The sequence below is a fragment of the Bradyrhizobium sp. MI1.3 genome, from assembly GCF_055811695.1.
This window is the reverse complement of the sequence record NZ_JBVVPQ010000012.1, coordinates 105,849-121,408: the sequence shown is the minus strand read 5'-3', so window position 1 is coordinate 121,408 and position 15,560 is coordinate 105,849. Positions and strand designations below refer to the sequence as shown.

Annotated in this window: 12 protein-coding genes; 5 read left to right on the top strand and 7 right to left on the bottom strand. The window is 64.8% G+C overall.

The window, feature by feature from the left end; translation table 11 throughout:
• Positions 1-4: 4 nt before the first annotated feature.
• Entirely contained in the window at positions 5-1,519 is a 1,515-nt protein-coding gene (locus tag AC0L3A_RS11690; RefSeq protein WP_473254390.1) for a hypothetical protein, read from the bottom strand.
• A 298-nt stretch (positions 1,520-1,817) separates the two neighbouring features.
• Here AC0L3A_RS11690 and AC0L3A_RS11685 point away from each other — a divergent pair, with 298 nt between their 5' ends.
• On the top strand, positions 1,818-1,982 hold the full coding sequence (locus AC0L3A_RS11685; RefSeq protein WP_007596297.1) for a Flp family type IVb pilin: 165 nt from the start codon (positions 1,818-1,820) through the stop codon (positions 1,980-1,982).
• A gap of 236 nt (positions 1,983-2,218) precedes the next feature.
• Here AC0L3A_RS11685 and AC0L3A_RS11680 read toward each other — a convergent pair whose 3' ends face one another.
• Complete coding sequence (locus AC0L3A_RS11680; RefSeq protein ID WP_007596296.1) at positions 2,219-3,202, bottom strand: phosphatase PAP2 family protein; 984 nt, start codon at positions 3,200-3,202, stop codon at positions 2,219-2,221.
• A gap of 270 nt (positions 3,203-3,472) precedes the next feature.
• On the opposite strand from AC0L3A_RS11680, the gene AC0L3A_RS11675 reads away from it, so the two are divergent.
• A complete protein-coding gene (locus tag AC0L3A_RS11675; protein ID WP_007596290.1) occupies positions 3,473-4,153 on the top strand; it encodes a TetR/AcrR family transcriptional regulator in 681 nt (226 codons plus the stop codon).
• A gap of 151 nt (positions 4,154-4,304) precedes the next feature.
• On the opposite strand, the gene pyk is transcribed toward AC0L3A_RS11675, so the two are convergent.
• Together pyk and AC0L3A_RS11665 are read right to left on the bottom strand one after the other, a co-directional pair.
• On the bottom strand, positions 4,305-5,741 hold the full coding sequence (gene pyk, locus AC0L3A_RS11670) for a pyruvate kinase (RefSeq protein ID WP_007596289.1): 1,437 nt from the start codon (positions 5,739-5,741) through the stop codon (positions 4,305-4,307).
• Positions 5,738-6,331, bottom strand: a complete 594-nt coding sequence (locus AC0L3A_RS11665; RefSeq protein ID WP_007596288.1) for a DUF1036 domain-containing protein — start codon at positions 6,329-6,331, stop codon at positions 5,738-5,740. The genes pyk and AC0L3A_RS11665 overlap by 4 nt, the downstream gene beginning before the upstream one ends.
• A 180-nt stretch (positions 6,332-6,511) precedes the next feature.
• Between AC0L3A_RS11665 and AC0L3A_RS11660 the strand changes: the two genes are divergently transcribed.
• On the top strand, positions 6,512-6,814 hold the full coding sequence (locus tag AC0L3A_RS11660; RefSeq protein WP_007596287.1) for a DUF1244 domain-containing protein: 303 nt from the start codon (positions 6,512-6,514) through the stop codon (positions 6,812-6,814).
• A gap of 209 nt (positions 6,815-7,023) precedes the next feature.
• Complete coding sequence (locus tag AC0L3A_RS11655) at positions 7,024-7,296, top strand: DUF2312 domain-containing protein (RefSeq protein ID WP_007596286.1); 273 nt, start codon at positions 7,024-7,026, stop codon at positions 7,294-7,296.
• Positions 7,297-7,467: 171 nt separating this feature from the next.
• On the opposite strand, the gene AC0L3A_RS11650 is transcribed toward AC0L3A_RS11655, so the two are convergent.
• The 3 genes from AC0L3A_RS11650 to AC0L3A_RS11640 all read right to left on the bottom strand — a co-directional run bounded on the left by AC0L3A_RS11650 (position 7,468) and on the right by AC0L3A_RS11640 (position 13,401).
• On the bottom strand, positions 7,468-9,090 hold the full coding sequence (locus AC0L3A_RS11650; protein ID WP_007596285.1) for a peptidoglycan L,D-endopeptidase MepK: 1,623 nt from the start codon (positions 9,088-9,090) through the stop codon (positions 7,468-7,470).
• Between the two features lie 289 nt (positions 9,091-9,379).
• Complete coding sequence (locus tag AC0L3A_RS11645) at positions 9,380-11,560, bottom strand: L,D-transpeptidase scaffold domain-containing protein (RefSeq protein ID WP_007596284.1); 2,181 nt, start codon at positions 11,558-11,560, stop codon at positions 9,380-9,382.
• A gap of 347 nt (positions 11,561-11,907) precedes the next feature.
• Complete coding sequence (locus AC0L3A_RS11640) at positions 11,908-13,401, bottom strand: sigma-54-dependent transcriptional regulator (RefSeq protein ID WP_007596283.1); 1,494 nt, start codon at positions 13,399-13,401, stop codon at positions 11,908-11,910.
• 127 nt (positions 13,402-13,528) lie between these two features.
• Here AC0L3A_RS11640 and AC0L3A_RS11635 point away from each other — a divergent pair, with 127 nt between their 5' ends.
• Positions 13,529-15,466: a M3 family oligoendopeptidase gene (locus tag AC0L3A_RS11635; RefSeq protein WP_007596282.1), complete on the top strand. Its 1,938-nt coding sequence runs from the start codon at positions 13,529-13,531 to the stop codon at positions 15,464-15,466.
• Positions 15,467-15,560 lie beyond the last annotated feature (94 nt).

Here is a 15,560-nt window from a genome sequence, read left to right as displayed (position 1 = left end):
GCGCTCACTTGACGGCTTCCCTCGAGGACTCCGCTTCCGGCGTCGCGCCGGCCTCTGTGCCGCCGGTTCGCACGTGGATCACGGCGATGTTGTCGGCGTAGAGCCGCTTCCAGCCCTTGATGTGGTCCAGCACCTGGGCGGCCGGCGCGTCCGCGACCATGAGCGTGGCGTCGATCTTGTACGCGTCGAGGAGCCGCGTCAGGGTGTCGAGCTTCTTGAGCTCCACGGCCTTGAAGACGTCCATGGCGAAGGTTTCGCCGTAGAGCTCGGCGCGGCCGTCAATGAAGACCGGGATGTCGCGCGAGATCAGATAGCCGCCGAACTGGTAGGCGTTGAAGACGCGCTGCGCCTGGCGTTTCTCGAGCAGATCGACGGCGGCAACCGGTGTCTGATCCATCGTGAAGGTGAAGCGGTGATGCGCCATGTAAAGTGAGGTCGAGGTCCAGCCGGCGGCCACGATCATCAGCGCACCGGTTGCGGTGACGTAGCGGGCGGCCCAACTCTCGCCGCCCTGCGTGCCAGGCTGTAGCAGCGCAGTCCGTTCGCCGAGGGGCTTGGCCAGCACCAGCGGTACCAGGAAGGCAAAGGCCTCGATGCTCCTGACGTGGGTGAGCGCCATCCAGGTCAGAAGCAGGATCAGAAGAATACGCGGCGGCGAGAGCGTCAGGCCGCGATACAGCCCGATCGCAATCAGGCCGAACAGCGCGCCTTCGAATGCGTTGAAGGATGCGAAGCTCGCGGGCGACCATTCGGAGATGACCGTCAGCAACTCGCCGAGATTGAGGATGTTGATCGCGCCGAGCAATGTGCGCCAGCCATAGGGCGTGACGCAGCTTGCGGCGAGTGCCGCAACACCGAACAGGAACCAGCGCGACAGCAGCCGGACCTGCTTGCTGGACTTCATGCCCCAGAGCGCCACAAACGACATCGGGCCGATCAGCGCCAGGCCCAGCACGAAGCCGCCATGTAGGTTCGACCACAGCGACATCAGCGGCAGCCAGTACCATGACGGGGCGCCCTTGCGGTCGGCTGCGGCCATCAACACGCCGACCCACGCGATCATCACGGGCAGCGCCAGCATATGCGGCCGCGCCAGAATGTGGTGCAGCGACAGCAAGATCGCGAACATCGCGAACAGGACCGCGCGCGGAATTTCCAGATGGGCCTCGAGCAGGCTGACCAGGATCGCCGCCGACAATGCGACAGCAAGTGCGGTGAGGATCACCGGGCCGGCCCAATCCCATTGCGCGTAGGAGAGAGCGAACAGCACCTGCGACAACCACGAAGTCGAAACCCAGGGCGCCCCCGGCCGCGTGAAGGAATAGAAGTCGGTGTAGGGAAGCGCGTGGTGATCGAGGATCCATTGCCCGATCTTGATCTGCCAGAGCGAGTCGGAGTCCTGAAGCAGCGTGTCGCCGACATACAGGAAGAAGAGATAGGCGCCCGCACCGACGCATAGCGGCACCAGCGCTCGCGCACGACTCTGCACCGTGATGCTGTTGGCAAAGGAAAGGGACATGCCGCCTCGTCGTCCTGGTGTTTTTGTCGTTGTGCCGAGCGATCGACATTGGACCATGGCGGTCATAATTCCGGGTAAACCGGCGGTGCCGGGCCGGCTTGATGTCTCGACAATTTAACGGATCATTTTAGATTTCGGTTTACCATCGGCGAATACACGCAAACCGCTCTGTGTTTCCGCAGTCGAATTAACTGCGGCGCAATTCTTTGCCACTACGTTTGGTTCCATGGTCAAGCGGCGCTGGGAAGCCAAAAAGACCAGATCAGTTGTAGCCTCGTGTACTCATTTGGAGCTCTTTATGAAGAACCTCGTTGCGCGTTTCGCGAAAGATGAATCCGGCGCCACCGCCATTGAATACGGTCTGATCGCCGCCGGCATCGCGCTGGCGATCATCACTGTCATCAACAGCCTGGGCACCACGTTGAACGCCAAGTTCACCTCGATCTCGAGCAGCCTCAAGTAAGGCTGAACTCATCGCGAACTGAGAGAGCTCCGTCATTGACGGGGCTCTTTTTCTTTTGGTCGACGATTTCCGGGTCCGGGACATCGTGAAGCTGTAGCAAGCTTGTAGCACGGCAACGTGTCCGCCTCAGCTCCAAGAGCGCAGGCGGAAACGTTCCCGCTGTCGAGAACATCGAACATTGGAAGTTGCTGATGGGCACAGCGCTACGCGCGGACCCTAGGGTAACTTGCCGCCCGTCATTCCGCGAGGCCGGGCTGCCAGACCGCCGAGCGCGCAGGCGCGGCAAACGTTTGCCGCGCGCGGCCGTGCCATTCGAGATAGAATTTCGCCGCCCAGATCGACGCTGCGGCGACTGCGATTCCGCCGGCGACGTCGATGATGTAGTGCGCGCCGATCACCGGTGTCGCCGCGATCATCAGCAGATTCAGCGCTGCCGCGATGCCGCCGAGGCCGCGCACCGGCCACAGCGCCCACATGTAGAGCACGGCGGATGCGGCGTGGAAGCTCGGAAACGAGACGATGCCGGCGAGGAAGAACAACCGGAGCTCGTGCAGGCTACCGTCGCGAAGCGCGAGGATGTCGCGCAACTGCCCGGCATAGACCGCGGTGTTGATTTCGGGAAAATGCGCGGCGGACAGCTGCAGCCCCCAATAGGTGCCGATCGCGGGCACGACGGCGGAGATCGCGATGGTGACCGCGAGCGCGAGGCTCATCGCGAGCATGAACAATTGCAGCCGCATATAGCGCGCCGTCAGTGCCAGCACGACGGGAATGCCGAGCAGCGGCAGTTTGATCAGCCCGTATCCGCGAGCCAGGCAGTCCGCGAGCCAGGGATGGTCGTTGACGTATCGCGCGATCGGTTCGGGATCGAGGCCGAGTGCACGGTCGATCGTAAGCAGCGCCTGGTCCTGCAGTGGCCAGTTCAGCTTGGCCGCGACATAGCTGAGCGGTCCGACGATGGCGCAGGTGAGAATGATCTGTCCGATCGTTCCGAGCGAAAACAGCAACTTCGGGTCGGCAAGCTCGCCTTTGAGGATGCGGTGGCCATAGGCCAGCGCGAGCAGGAGTGCAGCGACTGCCAGCGTCACGCCGTAGGCGACCGGTTCGAGGCTCAGGCCAGTGAAGGGGAGGCCCAGCGCCAGCAGGCTGCCCATGGCTGCGATGGGAAGCCAGTTCAGGTGGAAGAGCTGCCAGGCGGTCCGGGCGTCCGTGTCGACCATGCTGCACCGAGGTGGGATCGCAATACCGCAGCACAGTCGCGGAGCAGGTTTAAGATGGCGGTAACGATCGTGGTTACCCCTTCACCAAAGCAGTTCGCGAGGTTTTTAGCTGTTTGAGCTCGCGCTTTTTTTTGGCGTGACGCTTCATGCATTTGCACCTTGTCATCCACTCTGAATAGTTGTTCAGTCCTTGCGGGGCGATTTGCGACATCGGTGACGAAGCGTTCGGCCGCAGGGCGTGCGGCCGGCGTGTGGGACAGGAAGCGCGCCATGGTTTATCGGCGGACGCATCAAGTGGTGAAGCGCCTTGCGGCCCGGCGCAGTGCGATACTGGCGGCGGCGCGGGAGGCGGCGGCGGAAGGCGGGATGGCGGCGGTGCAGATTGCGCCGGTCGCGGTTCGCGCCAGCGTCGCTGCGGGTACGGTCTACCGCTACTTCCCCTCCAAGGCCGATTTGATCTCCGAATTGATCGCCGAAGTCTCCCGCGACGAGCTCACGGCGATCCGGCGAGCCGCCGATGCGGCGCCGGGGCCGTCCTCGGCGCTGGCGGCGGCGGTGACCACCGTAGCGGTCCATACCCTGTCGCAGCGCAGGCTCGCCTGGGGCATCCTGGCCGAGCCGGTCGATGTCGATGTCAGCGCTTCACGCCTCGCCAGCCGGCGCGAGATCGCGGGTGAGATGGCCTCGCGCATCGACGCCGCCGTGCGCGCCGGCCACCTGCCGGCGCAGGACACCGCGCTCGCCGCCACCGCGCTGCTCGGCGCCTTGCACGAAGCCCTGGTCGGACCGCTTGCGCCGGATAATCTCGAAGATCCCGCCAGGATGCGCGATGCCGTGCAGACCGTGACGTTGCTGGCGCTCCGCGCGGTCGGCGTCATGGACGCCCGCGCCAGGGGTCTCGTTGTGCAGCAGACGCTGTTGCCGACCGCGAAAGCGCTGGTTGGGGCCTAAAACGTCCGCCTGATCGACCGAGGGACCCGATCGCGCCCAGGCCATTGCCCGAATTCGCCTTTGCGAAAAACCCCAGCACATTCGCCGGACCAGCCTGCTACTGTGCATGGGGTTGTTTTCGACATTTTTTGTTTGCCGCGTGCTGGCGAACCTAGATATTCGCTTCGCCCTCGGGGCCGACCGAGGCGATGCGCACCATGTTGGTGGTGCCGGGGATGCCGAGCGGCACGCCGGCGACGATGATCACGCGTTGGCCGGCCCGGACGAAGCCATCGCGGAACGCGATCTGGCCGGCGCGGCTCACCATGTCGTCCTGGTCGCGCGCATCCTCCGCCACCACGCAATGCACGCCCCAAACGACCGACAGTCGGCGTCCCGCCGCGACGTTCGGCGTGATCGCCACGATCGGCGGCTTCGGCCGCTCGCGCGCCACGCGCACGGCGGTCGATCCCGAGCTGGTCCAGCAGATCAGGGCCGGCAGGTCGAGCGTCTCGGCGATCTGCCGCGCGGCGTCCGCGATGGCATCGCCGGCGGTGGCTTCCGGCGCGGGGCGCTGTGCGGTGATGACGGAGCGATAGATCGGGTCGCGCTCGACCTCCTCGCCGATGCGGTTCATGGTCGAGACGGCCTCGACCGGGAATTTGCCGGCCGCCGATTCCGCCGACAGCATGATGGCGTCGGCGCCTTCGTAGACGGCGGTGGCGACGTCGGAAACCTCGGCGCGGGTCGGCACCGGCGACTGGATCATCGATTCCAGCATCTGGGTCGCGATCACCACCGGCTTGCCGGCGCGCCGCGCCATGCGCGTCATCTGCTTCTGCAGGCTCGGCACGCGTTCCAGCGGCAGCTCGACGCCGAGGTCGCCGCGCGCCACCATCAGGGCGTCGGAGGCGTCGATGATGTCGGCGAGGCGATCGATCGCCTGCGGCTTCTCGATCTTGGCCATCACCGCGGCGCGGCCGCGGATCATCTTCTTGGCCTCGAGCACGTCATCCGCGCGCTGCACGAAGGACAGCGCGATCCAGTCGACGCCGGTGACCAGCGCCGCTTCGAGGTCGGCGCGGTCCTTCGGCGTCATTGCCGAGACCGGCAGGTCGGTGTCCGGCAGGCTGACGCCCTTGCGGTCGGACATCCGGCCGCCGACCACGACGCGCGTCACCGCGTGGTCTTTCGAGGTCTCCTCGGCGATCAGGCGCACCTTGCCGTCGTCGAGCAGCAGCGAATGGCCCGGACGCAGCGCGGCCAGGATCTCCGGATGCGGGAGTTGGACGCGGGTTGTGTCACCCGGTGCCTTGTCCGAATCGAGCGTGAAGGTCTGGCCGTTCTGGAGTTGGACCGCGCCTTCGGCGAAGGCACCGAGCCGGAGCTTTGGTCCCTGGAGATCGACCAGAATGCCGATCGGTCTGCCGTAGCTGCTCTCGACGTTGCGGATCGTCGCCACCAGCTCCCGCATCTTGTCATGCGGGGTGTGGCTCATGTTGATGCGGAACAGGTCGGCGCCGGCCTCGAACAGGCGGCGGATCATCGCAAGGTCCGAAGAGGCGGGTCCAAGCGTCGCGAGAATCTTGATACGGCGAAGACGCCTCATGGCTTATTTCCAGACGGGGGCGAGGGAGCGGGCGGGAGGCCAGGCGCGGCGGGGGGCGTACCACCGGGCGGGCCATTGGGCAAACCGGGAACCCCCGGGCCAACCGGGCCGGGCATTCCCGGCACGCGCTGCTGTTTTGACGGCTGCTCGTTGGCATCGGTGAGCTGCACCGTCCAGGCCCGCTGCTCGCCGGTATCGACCTCGAAATAGCCGGTGCGGTCATAGCCCCGTGCAAGGCAATCCTCGGTGCCGCGGATGGTGAACTCCTTGTCGCGCGAGCACATGAAGGCCTGGCCCGACCATTCGCCGCCGCGGTCATAGTCGATGGCGTAGATGTAATAGAAGCGGGCCACCAAGGTTCCCCGCAGCAGGGTCTCGCAGGAACGGGACGAGATGTTCCACCAGCCTTCGGTGGTCCAGCCCTCGGCATCCTTGTAGCCAAGCGCGATGCCGACCCGGCTCGATGTGTTGTTGCAAAGCCGGAAATCGGCGGAGGCCGGGCTGGCCCAGAGGCACAGCAGGCCAACCACCAGCACCGGGACCAACCGGGCGAGCAGGCGAAAGGGGGAGCGGGGAGATTCGGCGATCATTGTCGCGGAAGCTATATCAGATCATTGACGATTTGGCGTAGGGCCCGGGAACTGCCCCGAAGCCGGCTTCGGGCCCGTTTGCGCCGCGATATGGCAAAATCTGTGACAGGCCCCACCTGATCTCGTAAGGGTGACCCCATCCAGGTCACAGCCAATTTCGCAAAGCCGAGGGATCCAGCCATGGCAATCGACGACAAAACCAGAACGGAACTCGAGGCTGCCGCTTTCCGGCGCCTGGTCGATCATTTGAAGACGCGGACAGACGTCCAGAATATCGACCTGATGAACCTCGCAGGCTTCTGCCGCAACTGCCTGTCGAACTGGCTTAAGGACGCCGCCGACGCCCAAGGCGTCGCCTTGAGCAAGGACGAGAGCCGGGAAGCCGTCTATGGCATGCCCTACGAGGCGTGGAAGTCGAAATACCAGGGCGCGGCCACGCCTGAGCAGCTCGATGCCATGAAGAAGGTTCATCCGGGGCACTGAACGGCCGCGCCGGCAGCCCGAGATGCGCTGCCCCTGAGTCGCATCACACAACAGCTTTCTTCGACCCGCCGCAGGAAGGTGTGGGCGCGCTGTGGACGAGCGCGATGCTGCCTTGAACGCGAGAGGTCCGAACCCTAAGGGTCTAACCAGCACGCGCGGTGAGGATGCCGGCGTCACCTCGTTTTGCCAGTTCCATTGGGAGTACCAAGATGGCCACCTCCGCCGCCGTCCGCGACGACGAGCCCGCGACGAAATTTGCCAAGGACCAACTCAAGTCCATCATCGAGCGCATTGAGCGGCTGGAGGAAGAGAAGAAGGCGATCTCCGACGACATCCGCGACGTCTTCGCCGAGGCCAAGGGCAACGGCTACGACGTCAAGGCACTGCGCACCATCGTGCGCATGCGCAAGCAGGACCCGAACGAGCGCGCCGAGGCCGAGACGATTCTCGAGACCTACATGCAGGCGCTGGGGATGATCTGAGCCCGGTGTCGTGTCCTGGCGAAGGCCAGGACCCATTATCCCAGGGAGCAGTTTGGCGAAAATTCGTCGCTTGGTATCCGTACCGCGTGAGCCAGATGGATCACGCGGTACGGATCCTGGCTTTCGCCAGGACGACGACAGAGATTTTGGTAACGGCGCGGCTTATCAGCCTCAGCGCAGCGAAGCCGTCCGCATGACGAAGGACGTTGTCTCGAGCTTGGCGGTGGCGGTGCCCGAGAAACTGTCGCAGGACAGGCCCTGCATCGGATCGTCGGCAAAGCCCATGGCGACCACGGATTGCGGCTTGACGAAGTAGGCGCGCATTGCGGCCGTGTCGAGCTCGCCCATCAGCGTGACCGACATCGCGCGGCTGGCGCTCGGCGACAGCATCACGATCTTGAGCCAGATGCTTTCGCCCTTGGCTGCGGAGAGCCGGGTCGCGGTTGCGACCATGCCGTCGACGCGCTTGCCGACCACCGTGTTGATCTCGGTCGCGGGTGCAAGGTTACGCGACGCGGCGGTGGGACGTGCGGAGCGCGGGATCGGCGCGGAGGCGGCGACGACATTGGCGCGGTCGACCGGGGAGGCGGACGCCGGCGCGTAGGCCAGGGCCTGATAGGCGGCGCTGGACACGCTCGCGGTCGGCTGCGGATCGGTGGCGGCGGCAAGCGCCTGGCGCGCCTTCAGCGCAGCCACTTGAGCTGGCGTCGCCTGCTGCGGCGCAGCCGGGGCATCCCAGAAGCCACGGGCATTGATGATATCGGCGGGAGTCTCGGGCTTGGCGTCAGCGGATTTGCCGGCGGCCGGTTTGTCAGCCACGGATGCCGGCTTCGACTTGGGCAGCGCGACGATCTGCGCATCGGCCGAGGCGAGCTGAATTGTCGCTGCGACTGACGGCTTGGCGCGCGGCGTCGGCACCGGATCGGCCGGCTTGGTCGCGGCGGCGACCACGGTCGGCGCGACAGGCTTCGCGGCCGGAGCGGGCGCGCCCTCGTCATCCTCGTCGTTGCTCGTGGCGGCCGGAGCCGGCTTGCCCTTGAACAGGCTGGCAAAGAAATTCGACTTGTTGCCGGAATCCTCGCCGCTGCCGCGCCGCTCGATCTCGGCCTTGGCAAGCTCATAGCCCTTCAGCGGCGTGCCGTCGGTCGGAACATGGACGGTGCGTCCGTCCGGGAAGACCCTGGCGAGCTGGTCATGCGTCATGCGCGGCCAGTGCCGGATGCTGCCGGTGTCCAGATGCACGAAGGGCGAGCCTGAGGTCGGGTAGAAGCCGACGCCGCCGCGCTGGAGGCGCAGGCCGGCGAAGCGGATCTGCTCCAGCGGCACGTTCGGGATGTAGAAGTCCATCGCATGCCCCAGCATGTGCTGGCTGAAGCGCGCCACGCCGGCGGAGCGGCGGCGGAGCATGGCGTTGGTGGCGGGCGAGCGGTAGGAGGAGATGATCTGGATCGGCTGCTTGGCATCGACGTCGCGATAGACTTCCCAGAGGATGTCGAACAGGTGACGGTCCATGACCGTCTCGTCCTGGGTACGCCAGTCGCGCAGGAAGTGGTTGAGCTGCTTCAGCGCCGTTTCGTCGTAGCGTCCGTCACGCTTGAAGGTGACGGTGAGGTCTTCGCCGGAATGGGTGTGGTGGAAGGAGAGCGTCTTGGTCTCGTTGAGCGCGGCGGCGTCATGAACTGAACCCGCGGCAGCAAGCAGCAATACGGCAGCGAGGCCGATCCTGGAACCGGCCTTCACTCCCGCATGGGACAACGACAGCACAGCGAATTGGCGTGCGATTCCAGTCAGCACGTTAGAGCCCACCCAGTCGACGAGCGTTCAAAATGGACTCTCCCGCTAACCCCGTTAGCGCGCGAAAGAGGATGAACGCTTTGTTAAAGCGAGAAGGTTAATTCGAGGTTGACCTTCCCGCCCCCAAACCAAGTCAGATCGCGAACCTAACCGGGTGAGTGTGGCAAAAAAACGCCCGCTGCCCGAGGTCAGGTGGAGAATGGTTAACGTTAAGCGACCCCATCCATAGGATGAGACCGCTGATTTTATTGCACAATTTCAGGAAATCAGGCTTCAGAGCGGGCCTAGCTCAGCGGGTGAACACCCGCTGCTGCTGCGGACGGCGGCCGACCGGTGCCGGCGGCGGGGTCGGCGCTCCGAACAGCCGCTCGAAGAAGTTCGGGCCGGACGAGCCGCCATTGTTGGCCGCCAGCACGCCGTTCGGCAGCGTCGTTGCCGGGCGTGAATAGCTCGGCTGGGAGTGCGCGACGACGTTCTCGAGGTCCTTGCCGCGGCCGTTCTTCAGGATGTTGATCATGGTCGCGTCGCGGCCATAGACGTCCTTGCGGAATTGCAGCTTGCCGCCCTCGTCCACGAATGCGGTCTGATAGGTGATGTTGACCGGGATCGGGGTCGGGAATTTCAGGTCGATCTCGCTCTTGCCGTACATGCTGCGCACGCGCTCCGGCGTGTACTTCTCGTTCGGCATCGCGATGTTGAGCAGCACCGAGGCGTACTGATCCGGGTTCTGCACGCGCATGCAGCCGTGGCTGAAGGCGCGTTCGTCCCGGGCGAACAGGTTCTTGTCCGGCGTGTCGTGCTGATAGACCAGGAACTTGTTCGGGAAATTGAAGCGGATGCGGCCGAGCGCATTGGCTTCACCGGGCGGCTGCGAGATGTGGACCGAACCATCGCGGTTCTGCTCGAGCTTGAGGCCCATGCGCTGGAGCACGGTCGGGTCCTGCTGAAGCGCCGGCAAGTATTCGTTGTAGACGATCGACGGCGGCACGTTCCAGGTCGGATTGACCGTGATGTACTTCATCGTCTCGGTGAGCAGCGGGGTCGCATGTGTGCCGGGCTTGCCGGTGACGACGCGGGTGGTCCAGACCTGCTGGCCGCGCTGCATCACCTTCAACGTGTAGTCGGGAATGTTGAGGATGACATAGGCATCGCCCAGCGAGGGCACGCCCAGGTCGCGCGGCAGCCAGCGCCAGCGCTCCATGTTCACCAGCACCACGTCGATCTGCTTGTCGCGCTTCGGGGTGTTGATCGCCTTGACCGTCTTGTCGTCGAGGATGCCGGTCGCCTTGAGCTCGGCGCTGTTCTGGAATTTGCGCACGGCTTCTGCGACTGCCGCGTCATAGCGAGTATCGTTGGCATTCTCGGCGATGCCAAGCTTGGCCCGCAGCTGCGGCACGCGCGGATCTTCAACGACGATTTCAGCCTGCTTCTTGCCGGCCGGCGTGTATTTCAGCGTTGGACCATCGGCGATCTCGATCACCGGGCCGTTGCCCTGGCCGCGGAGCTCCGCGAGCTTCGCCTTCAGCTCCTTGTAGAGCTTCTGCGGCGGATTGTAGCTGTCGAGCGCCGCGGAGGCGTCCGCTGCGGTCGTGACCTTGGCGAGCACCTCGTTCGGATCGACCGGATGCTCGGGGTAGAGGATGTCGCCGCTGACCTGCGACCAGTGCATGCGGCCGCTCTGGGCCTGACGCGCATAGTCGAACATGCTGGCGGTGAGCTTGAGCTCGGCATTGGCGAGCGCATCGGGTGTCGTGGCGGCTGCGAAGTCCGGCAGCGGGTAATCGGCGGGATTGAGACCGTCGGACGCCGCGTCCTTCAGCCGTGCGATCACGCCCTTGGCCGCAGTGGTCAGGCTGCCGGCCTGGGTCCAGACCGGTGCGAAGTCGCGTGCGCCGTAAAACTTCTCGATCGCCGCGCGTTCGTTCTTACGGTCGAAATAGCGCGAAGCGTTGGCGCCGATGATGTCCTTGAGCTTGTCGGCGACCGGCTGGTCGGCCGCGGGAACGTTGCTCGCGGCCTTCACCGGCTCCGAGGCCGGAGCAGCAGCGGTGGCGGGCGCGGCCGGCGTTGGGGTCGCCGTGTCGGCCTTGGCAGGTTCGGACTTGGCAGGCTCAGTCTTCGCCGTCTCGCTCTTCGTCGCCTCGGCGGCGGGCGTGGTGGCGACGTCGGAAGGCTTGGTCTCGACCTTGTCCGGCGCGGGAGCGGCTTCGGCCTTCACGGGTTCCTTGACCGGCTCCTTTGCCGAGTCCTGAACCGTGGCGGTGGTGTCGAGCTTGATGTCGGATGCGGTCGGGGGCGGGACGTTTGCGGGTTCGGGGCGCGGGATCGCAGCTTCGATCGCGAGCTCGGCAGCGCTGCTGCGCGCCTGATCCTGCGCCAGGGCTGAGCTCGCCGATACCGTGAGGAAGGTCGCCGCGACCGTCATCAAGACACGGTCAAAGCCTGCACGGTGGTTCAAACAGTCACGCATTGTGTCGCACCCCTCGGGTGAACTGTCCCCCGTGGAACAGCTTCGTTATCGCCTATTGAGTTTCGGCTAAACCGCGCCGGCCTCTCGAAAGTTGCACGCCTGCACGCAACGATTCCTACGCAGACGATATACAGGCCCCGATTTCGCGGCCAGCGCTACCCGGGACAACTCACGACAAACTGACTTCAAGCAAGCCGCTTGGCAACGGATTGTGCGCTTCTGCCACGCGCTTTTCCCTGTGTCTGTCACTTCCAGGTCACGGTTCAGATCGCAGTCGAATTCCGTCGTCATGCGAATGGCTTACAGTCGTCTCGCGGCGCCCGGACGAACCTTCGTTCGCATCAGGCTCAGTGCGTCTCCTCGCCGCTTTTGCCGCCATGGCCGGGAACCCCGGCTTCATCGAGTTTGCGGTAGAGGGTGGACCGGCCGATTTTGAGGCGGCGGGCGACCTCCGACATCTGCCCGCGATAATGCGAGATCGCGAAACGGATGATCTCGTTCTCGATCTCCTCCAGCGGCCGGACGTCGCCGGTCGCGGTCAGCATGGAGAGCGCACCCGCCACGGGTAGCGGCGCGATCGGTATTTCATTACCTGATACGAGGGAGGGGGCCGCGATCGGCTCCAGCATCAGCGGCGCGGTCGGAATGTCTGTTCCCGGATGCGGCTGCGAGGCGATCAGGGGGAAGTCGTCAAGGCCAAGCTGGTCGCCGTCGCTCATCACCACGGCGCGGTAGACCGCGTTTTCAAGCTGGCGGATGTTGCCGGGCCAATCGAGCTGGGCGAGGTGCGCAACAGCCTCGCCGCTGATGCCGGTGATGGGGCGGTTCTCCTCCGCGGCAAAGCGGGCCAGGAAATGCCTGAGGAGATGTGGAATGTCCTCGCGCCGGGCGCGCAGCGAGGGGATCGTCAGCGGCAGCACGTGCAGGCGATAGAACAAGTCTTCCCGGAAGTGGCCCTGCTTGACTCGCTCAAGCAGCCTGCGGTTGGTCGCCGAGATGATGCGGACGTCGACCTTCACGGGTTTGCGGCCGCCGACCGCCTCGACCGCGCCTTCCTGGAGCGCGCGAAGCAGCTTGACCTGCGCGCTCAGCGGCAGCTCGCTGACCTCGTCCAGAAACAGCGTGCCGCCATGGGCTTCGACGAACTTGCCGGTGTGGCGTTCGGTGGCGCCGGTGAAGGCACCCTTCTCGTGACCGAACAGGATGGATTCGACGAGGTTGTCGGGGATCGCGCCGCAATTGACGGCGACGAACGGCTTTGCCTTGCGCTCGCCGCTGCCATGAATGGCGCGCGCGAACATCTCCTTGCCGACGCCGGACTCTCCCTCGATCAGCACGGGGATCGAGGAGTTTGTTGCTTTCTGCGCCGCGCGCATCACGCCCGCCATCGCCTCGGCGCGGGTGATGATGTCGGAGAAGGTCAGCCGGCCCTCGCGGCTATGACGGATGCGCTGCAATTCGCCCTTGAGCGCGGACGAATTGAGCGCGTTGCGAAGAGAGACCTGGAGCCGCTCCAGGCCAACCGGCTTGACCACGAAATCGGCCGCGCCCGCGCGCATCGCCGAGATCACATTGTCGATGCCACCATGGGCCGTCTGCACGATGACGGGGATGCTGAGACCCGCTTCGCGGATTTTCGCCAGGACGCCCATGCCGTCGAGGCCGGGCATCACGAGATCGAGGATGACGCCGTCGATGGCCGCGTCAGGGGCGGTGAGGGCGGCGATCGCCGCATCGCCGGAGTCCACCACGATCGTCTCATAGCCGCATTTCTGCACCATGTTTTCGACCAGCCGGCGGGCTACAGCGTCGTCGTCGGCGATCAAAATACTGGCAGCCATGGTGTTCCCCGCACGCTACTACTATCTGTCTCGAATCGGGGCACTCTGGCCGAAGCCGATTAACGCACTGTTAAACCCTGATGCCCCCGCCCGCCGTTGCGATTGTTGAACACAGGTTTCCCACACAATGAATTCGCGCTCCAAGCCTGCAGTTAAGAAGTCCGCCATCAGCAAGCCCGCTCTTCGCAAGCCGAACACCAAGACATCCGCAGCCAAGGCAAAACCCTCCAAGCGTGCACCCGCCAAGCCTTCGCTTGCCAAGCCTTCATCCGCGAAGCCTGCGAGCAAGACCGGCAAGCTTCCGGAGTGGAACCTCGCCGACCTTTATTCCGGGATCGATGCGCCGGAAGTGGCGCGCGATCTCGCAAAGATGGATGCCGATTGCGTCGCGTTCGAGACGGACTACAAGGGCAAGCTCGCAACAGGAACAGCAAAGGAAGATGGCGGAAAATGGCTCGCTGAAGCCGTCCGACGCTATGAGGCGATCGACGACCTCGCCGGCCGGCTCGGCTCGTATGCCGGCCTCGTTCATGCCGGCGACAGCGTGGACCCCAAGATTTCAAAGTTTTACGGCGACGTTTCCGAGCGCCTGACGGCGGCATCGACGCATCTGCTGTTCTTCGCGCTCGAGCTCAATCGCATCGATGACGATATTTTGAACCGCGCGATGCAGGCCGCCGAGCTCGCGCACTACCGTCCCTGGATCGAGGATCTGCGCAAGGAGAAGCCGTACCAGCTCGACGACAAGCTCGAGCAGCTCTTCCTGGAGAAGGCGCAGACCGGCTATTCAGCCTTCAACCGGCTGTTCGACCAGACCATCTCGGGCCTGCGCTTCAAGGTCGGATCCAAGGAGCTCGCGATCGAGCCGACGCTCAATCTGTTGCAGGACCGCGACGGCGCCAAGCGCAAGGCCGCGGCGGAGGCGCTCGCAAAGACCTTCAAGGCCAATGAGCGCACCTTTGCGCTGATCACCAACACGCTGGCCAAGGACAAGGACATCTCCGACAGCTGGCGCGGCTTCAAGGACGTCGCGGATTCCCGGCATCTGAACAACCGCGTCGAGCGCGAGGTGGTGGATGCGCTGGTCGCCTCGGTGCGTGCGGCCTATCCAAAATTGTCGCATCGCTACTACGCGCTGAAGGCACGCTGGTTCGGCAGGAAGCGCCTGGCCTATTGGGACCGCAACGCGCCGCTGCCTTTTGCGGCGACGGACGTCATCGGCTGGGGCGACGCGCGAAGCATGGTGCTCACCGCCTATCGCGGCTTCTCGCCAAAGATGTCCGACATCGCCGAGCGCTTCTTCACGGACCGCTGGATCGATGCGCCGGTGCGCCCGGGCAAGGCGCCGGGTGCCTTCTCGCATCCGACCACGCCATCCGCGCACCCCTACGTGCTGATGAACTACCAGGGCAAGCCGCGCGACGTGATGACGCTCGCCCATGAGCTCGGCCACGGCGTGCATCAGGTGCTGGCGGCCAGGAACGGCGCGTTGATGGCGCCGACGCCGCTGACGCTGGCGGAGACGGCAAGCGTCTTCGGCGAGATGCTGACCTTCCGGCGGCTGCTGGCGCAGACCAGGAGCGCAAAGCAGCGCCAGGCGCTGCTCGCCGGCAAGGTCGAGGACATGATCAACACCGTGGTGCGGCAGATCGCGTTCTATTCCTTCGAGCGCGCGGTCCACACCGAACGCAAGAACGGCGAGCTCACCGCGACGCGGCTCGGCGAGATCTGGCTCTCGGTGCAGGGCGAGAGCCTCGGGCCGGCAATCGAGATCAAAGCGGGCTACGAGAACTACTGGATGTACATCCCGCATTTCATCCATTCGCCGTTCTACGTCTACGCCTATGCGTTCGGCGATTGTCTGGTGAACTCGCTCTACGCCGTCTACGAGAACGCGGCCGAAGGCTTTGCCGAGCGCTATCTCGACATGCTCGCCGCCGGCGGCACCAAGCATTATTCCGAACTGTTGCGGCCGTTCGGCCTAGACGCCAAGGATCCGAAGTTCTGGGACGGGGGCCTGAGCGTCATCGCCGGCATGATCGACGAGCTGGAAGCGATGGGCTGAGGCGAGCCGTCTTCGGCGCTGCAGCGAGCGGGTTGGGTCGGCCGTCCGAATGTCCCGTTGTTCCAACGACGGGCGGGGCGGGTTGTACAGTTCC

Bases quoted from the DNA above. Each gene is read 5' to 3' on its own strand.
- AC0L3A_RS11685 (WP_007596297.1), top strand. From the start codon at position 1,818: ATGAAGAACCTCGTTGCGCGTTTCGCGAAAGATGAATCCGGCGCCACC.
- AC0L3A_RS11635 (WP_007596282.1), top strand. From the start codon at position 13,529: ATGAATTCGCGCTCCAAGCCTGCAGTTAAGAAGTCCGCCATCAGCAAG.
- AC0L3A_RS11640 (WP_007596283.1), bottom strand. From the start codon at position 13,401: ATGGCTGCCAGTATTTTGATCGCCGACGACGACGCTGTAGCCCGCCGG.
- AC0L3A_RS11680 (WP_007596296.1), bottom strand. From the start codon at position 3,202: ATGGTCGACACGGACGCCCGGACCGCCTGGCAGCTCTTCCACCTGAAC.
- AC0L3A_RS11690 (WP_473254390.1), bottom strand. From the start codon at position 1,519: ATGTCCCTTTCCTTTGCCAACAGCATCACGGTGCAGAGTCGTGCGCGA.
- pyk (WP_007596289.1), bottom strand. From the start codon at position 5,741: ATGAGGCGTCTTCGCCGTATCAAGATTCTCGCGACGCTTGGACCCGCC.
- AC0L3A_RS11655 (WP_007596286.1), top strand. From the start codon at position 7,024: ATGGCCACCTCCGCCGCCGTCCGCGACGACGAGCCCGCGACGAAATTT.
- AC0L3A_RS11665 (WP_007596288.1), bottom strand. From the start codon at position 6,331: ATGATCGCCGAATCTCCCCGCTCCCCCTTTCGCCTGCTCGCCCGGTTG.
- AC0L3A_RS11675 (WP_007596290.1), top strand. From the start codon at position 3,473: ATGGTTTATCGGCGGACGCATCAAGTGGTGAAGCGCCTTGCGGCCCGG.
- AC0L3A_RS11660 (WP_007596287.1), top strand. From the start codon at position 6,512: ATGGCAATCGACGACAAAACCAGAACGGAACTCGAGGCTGCCGCTTTC.
- AC0L3A_RS11645 (WP_007596284.1), bottom strand. From the start codon at position 11,560: ATGCGTGACTGTTTGAACCACCGTGCAGGCTTTGACCGTGTCTTGATG.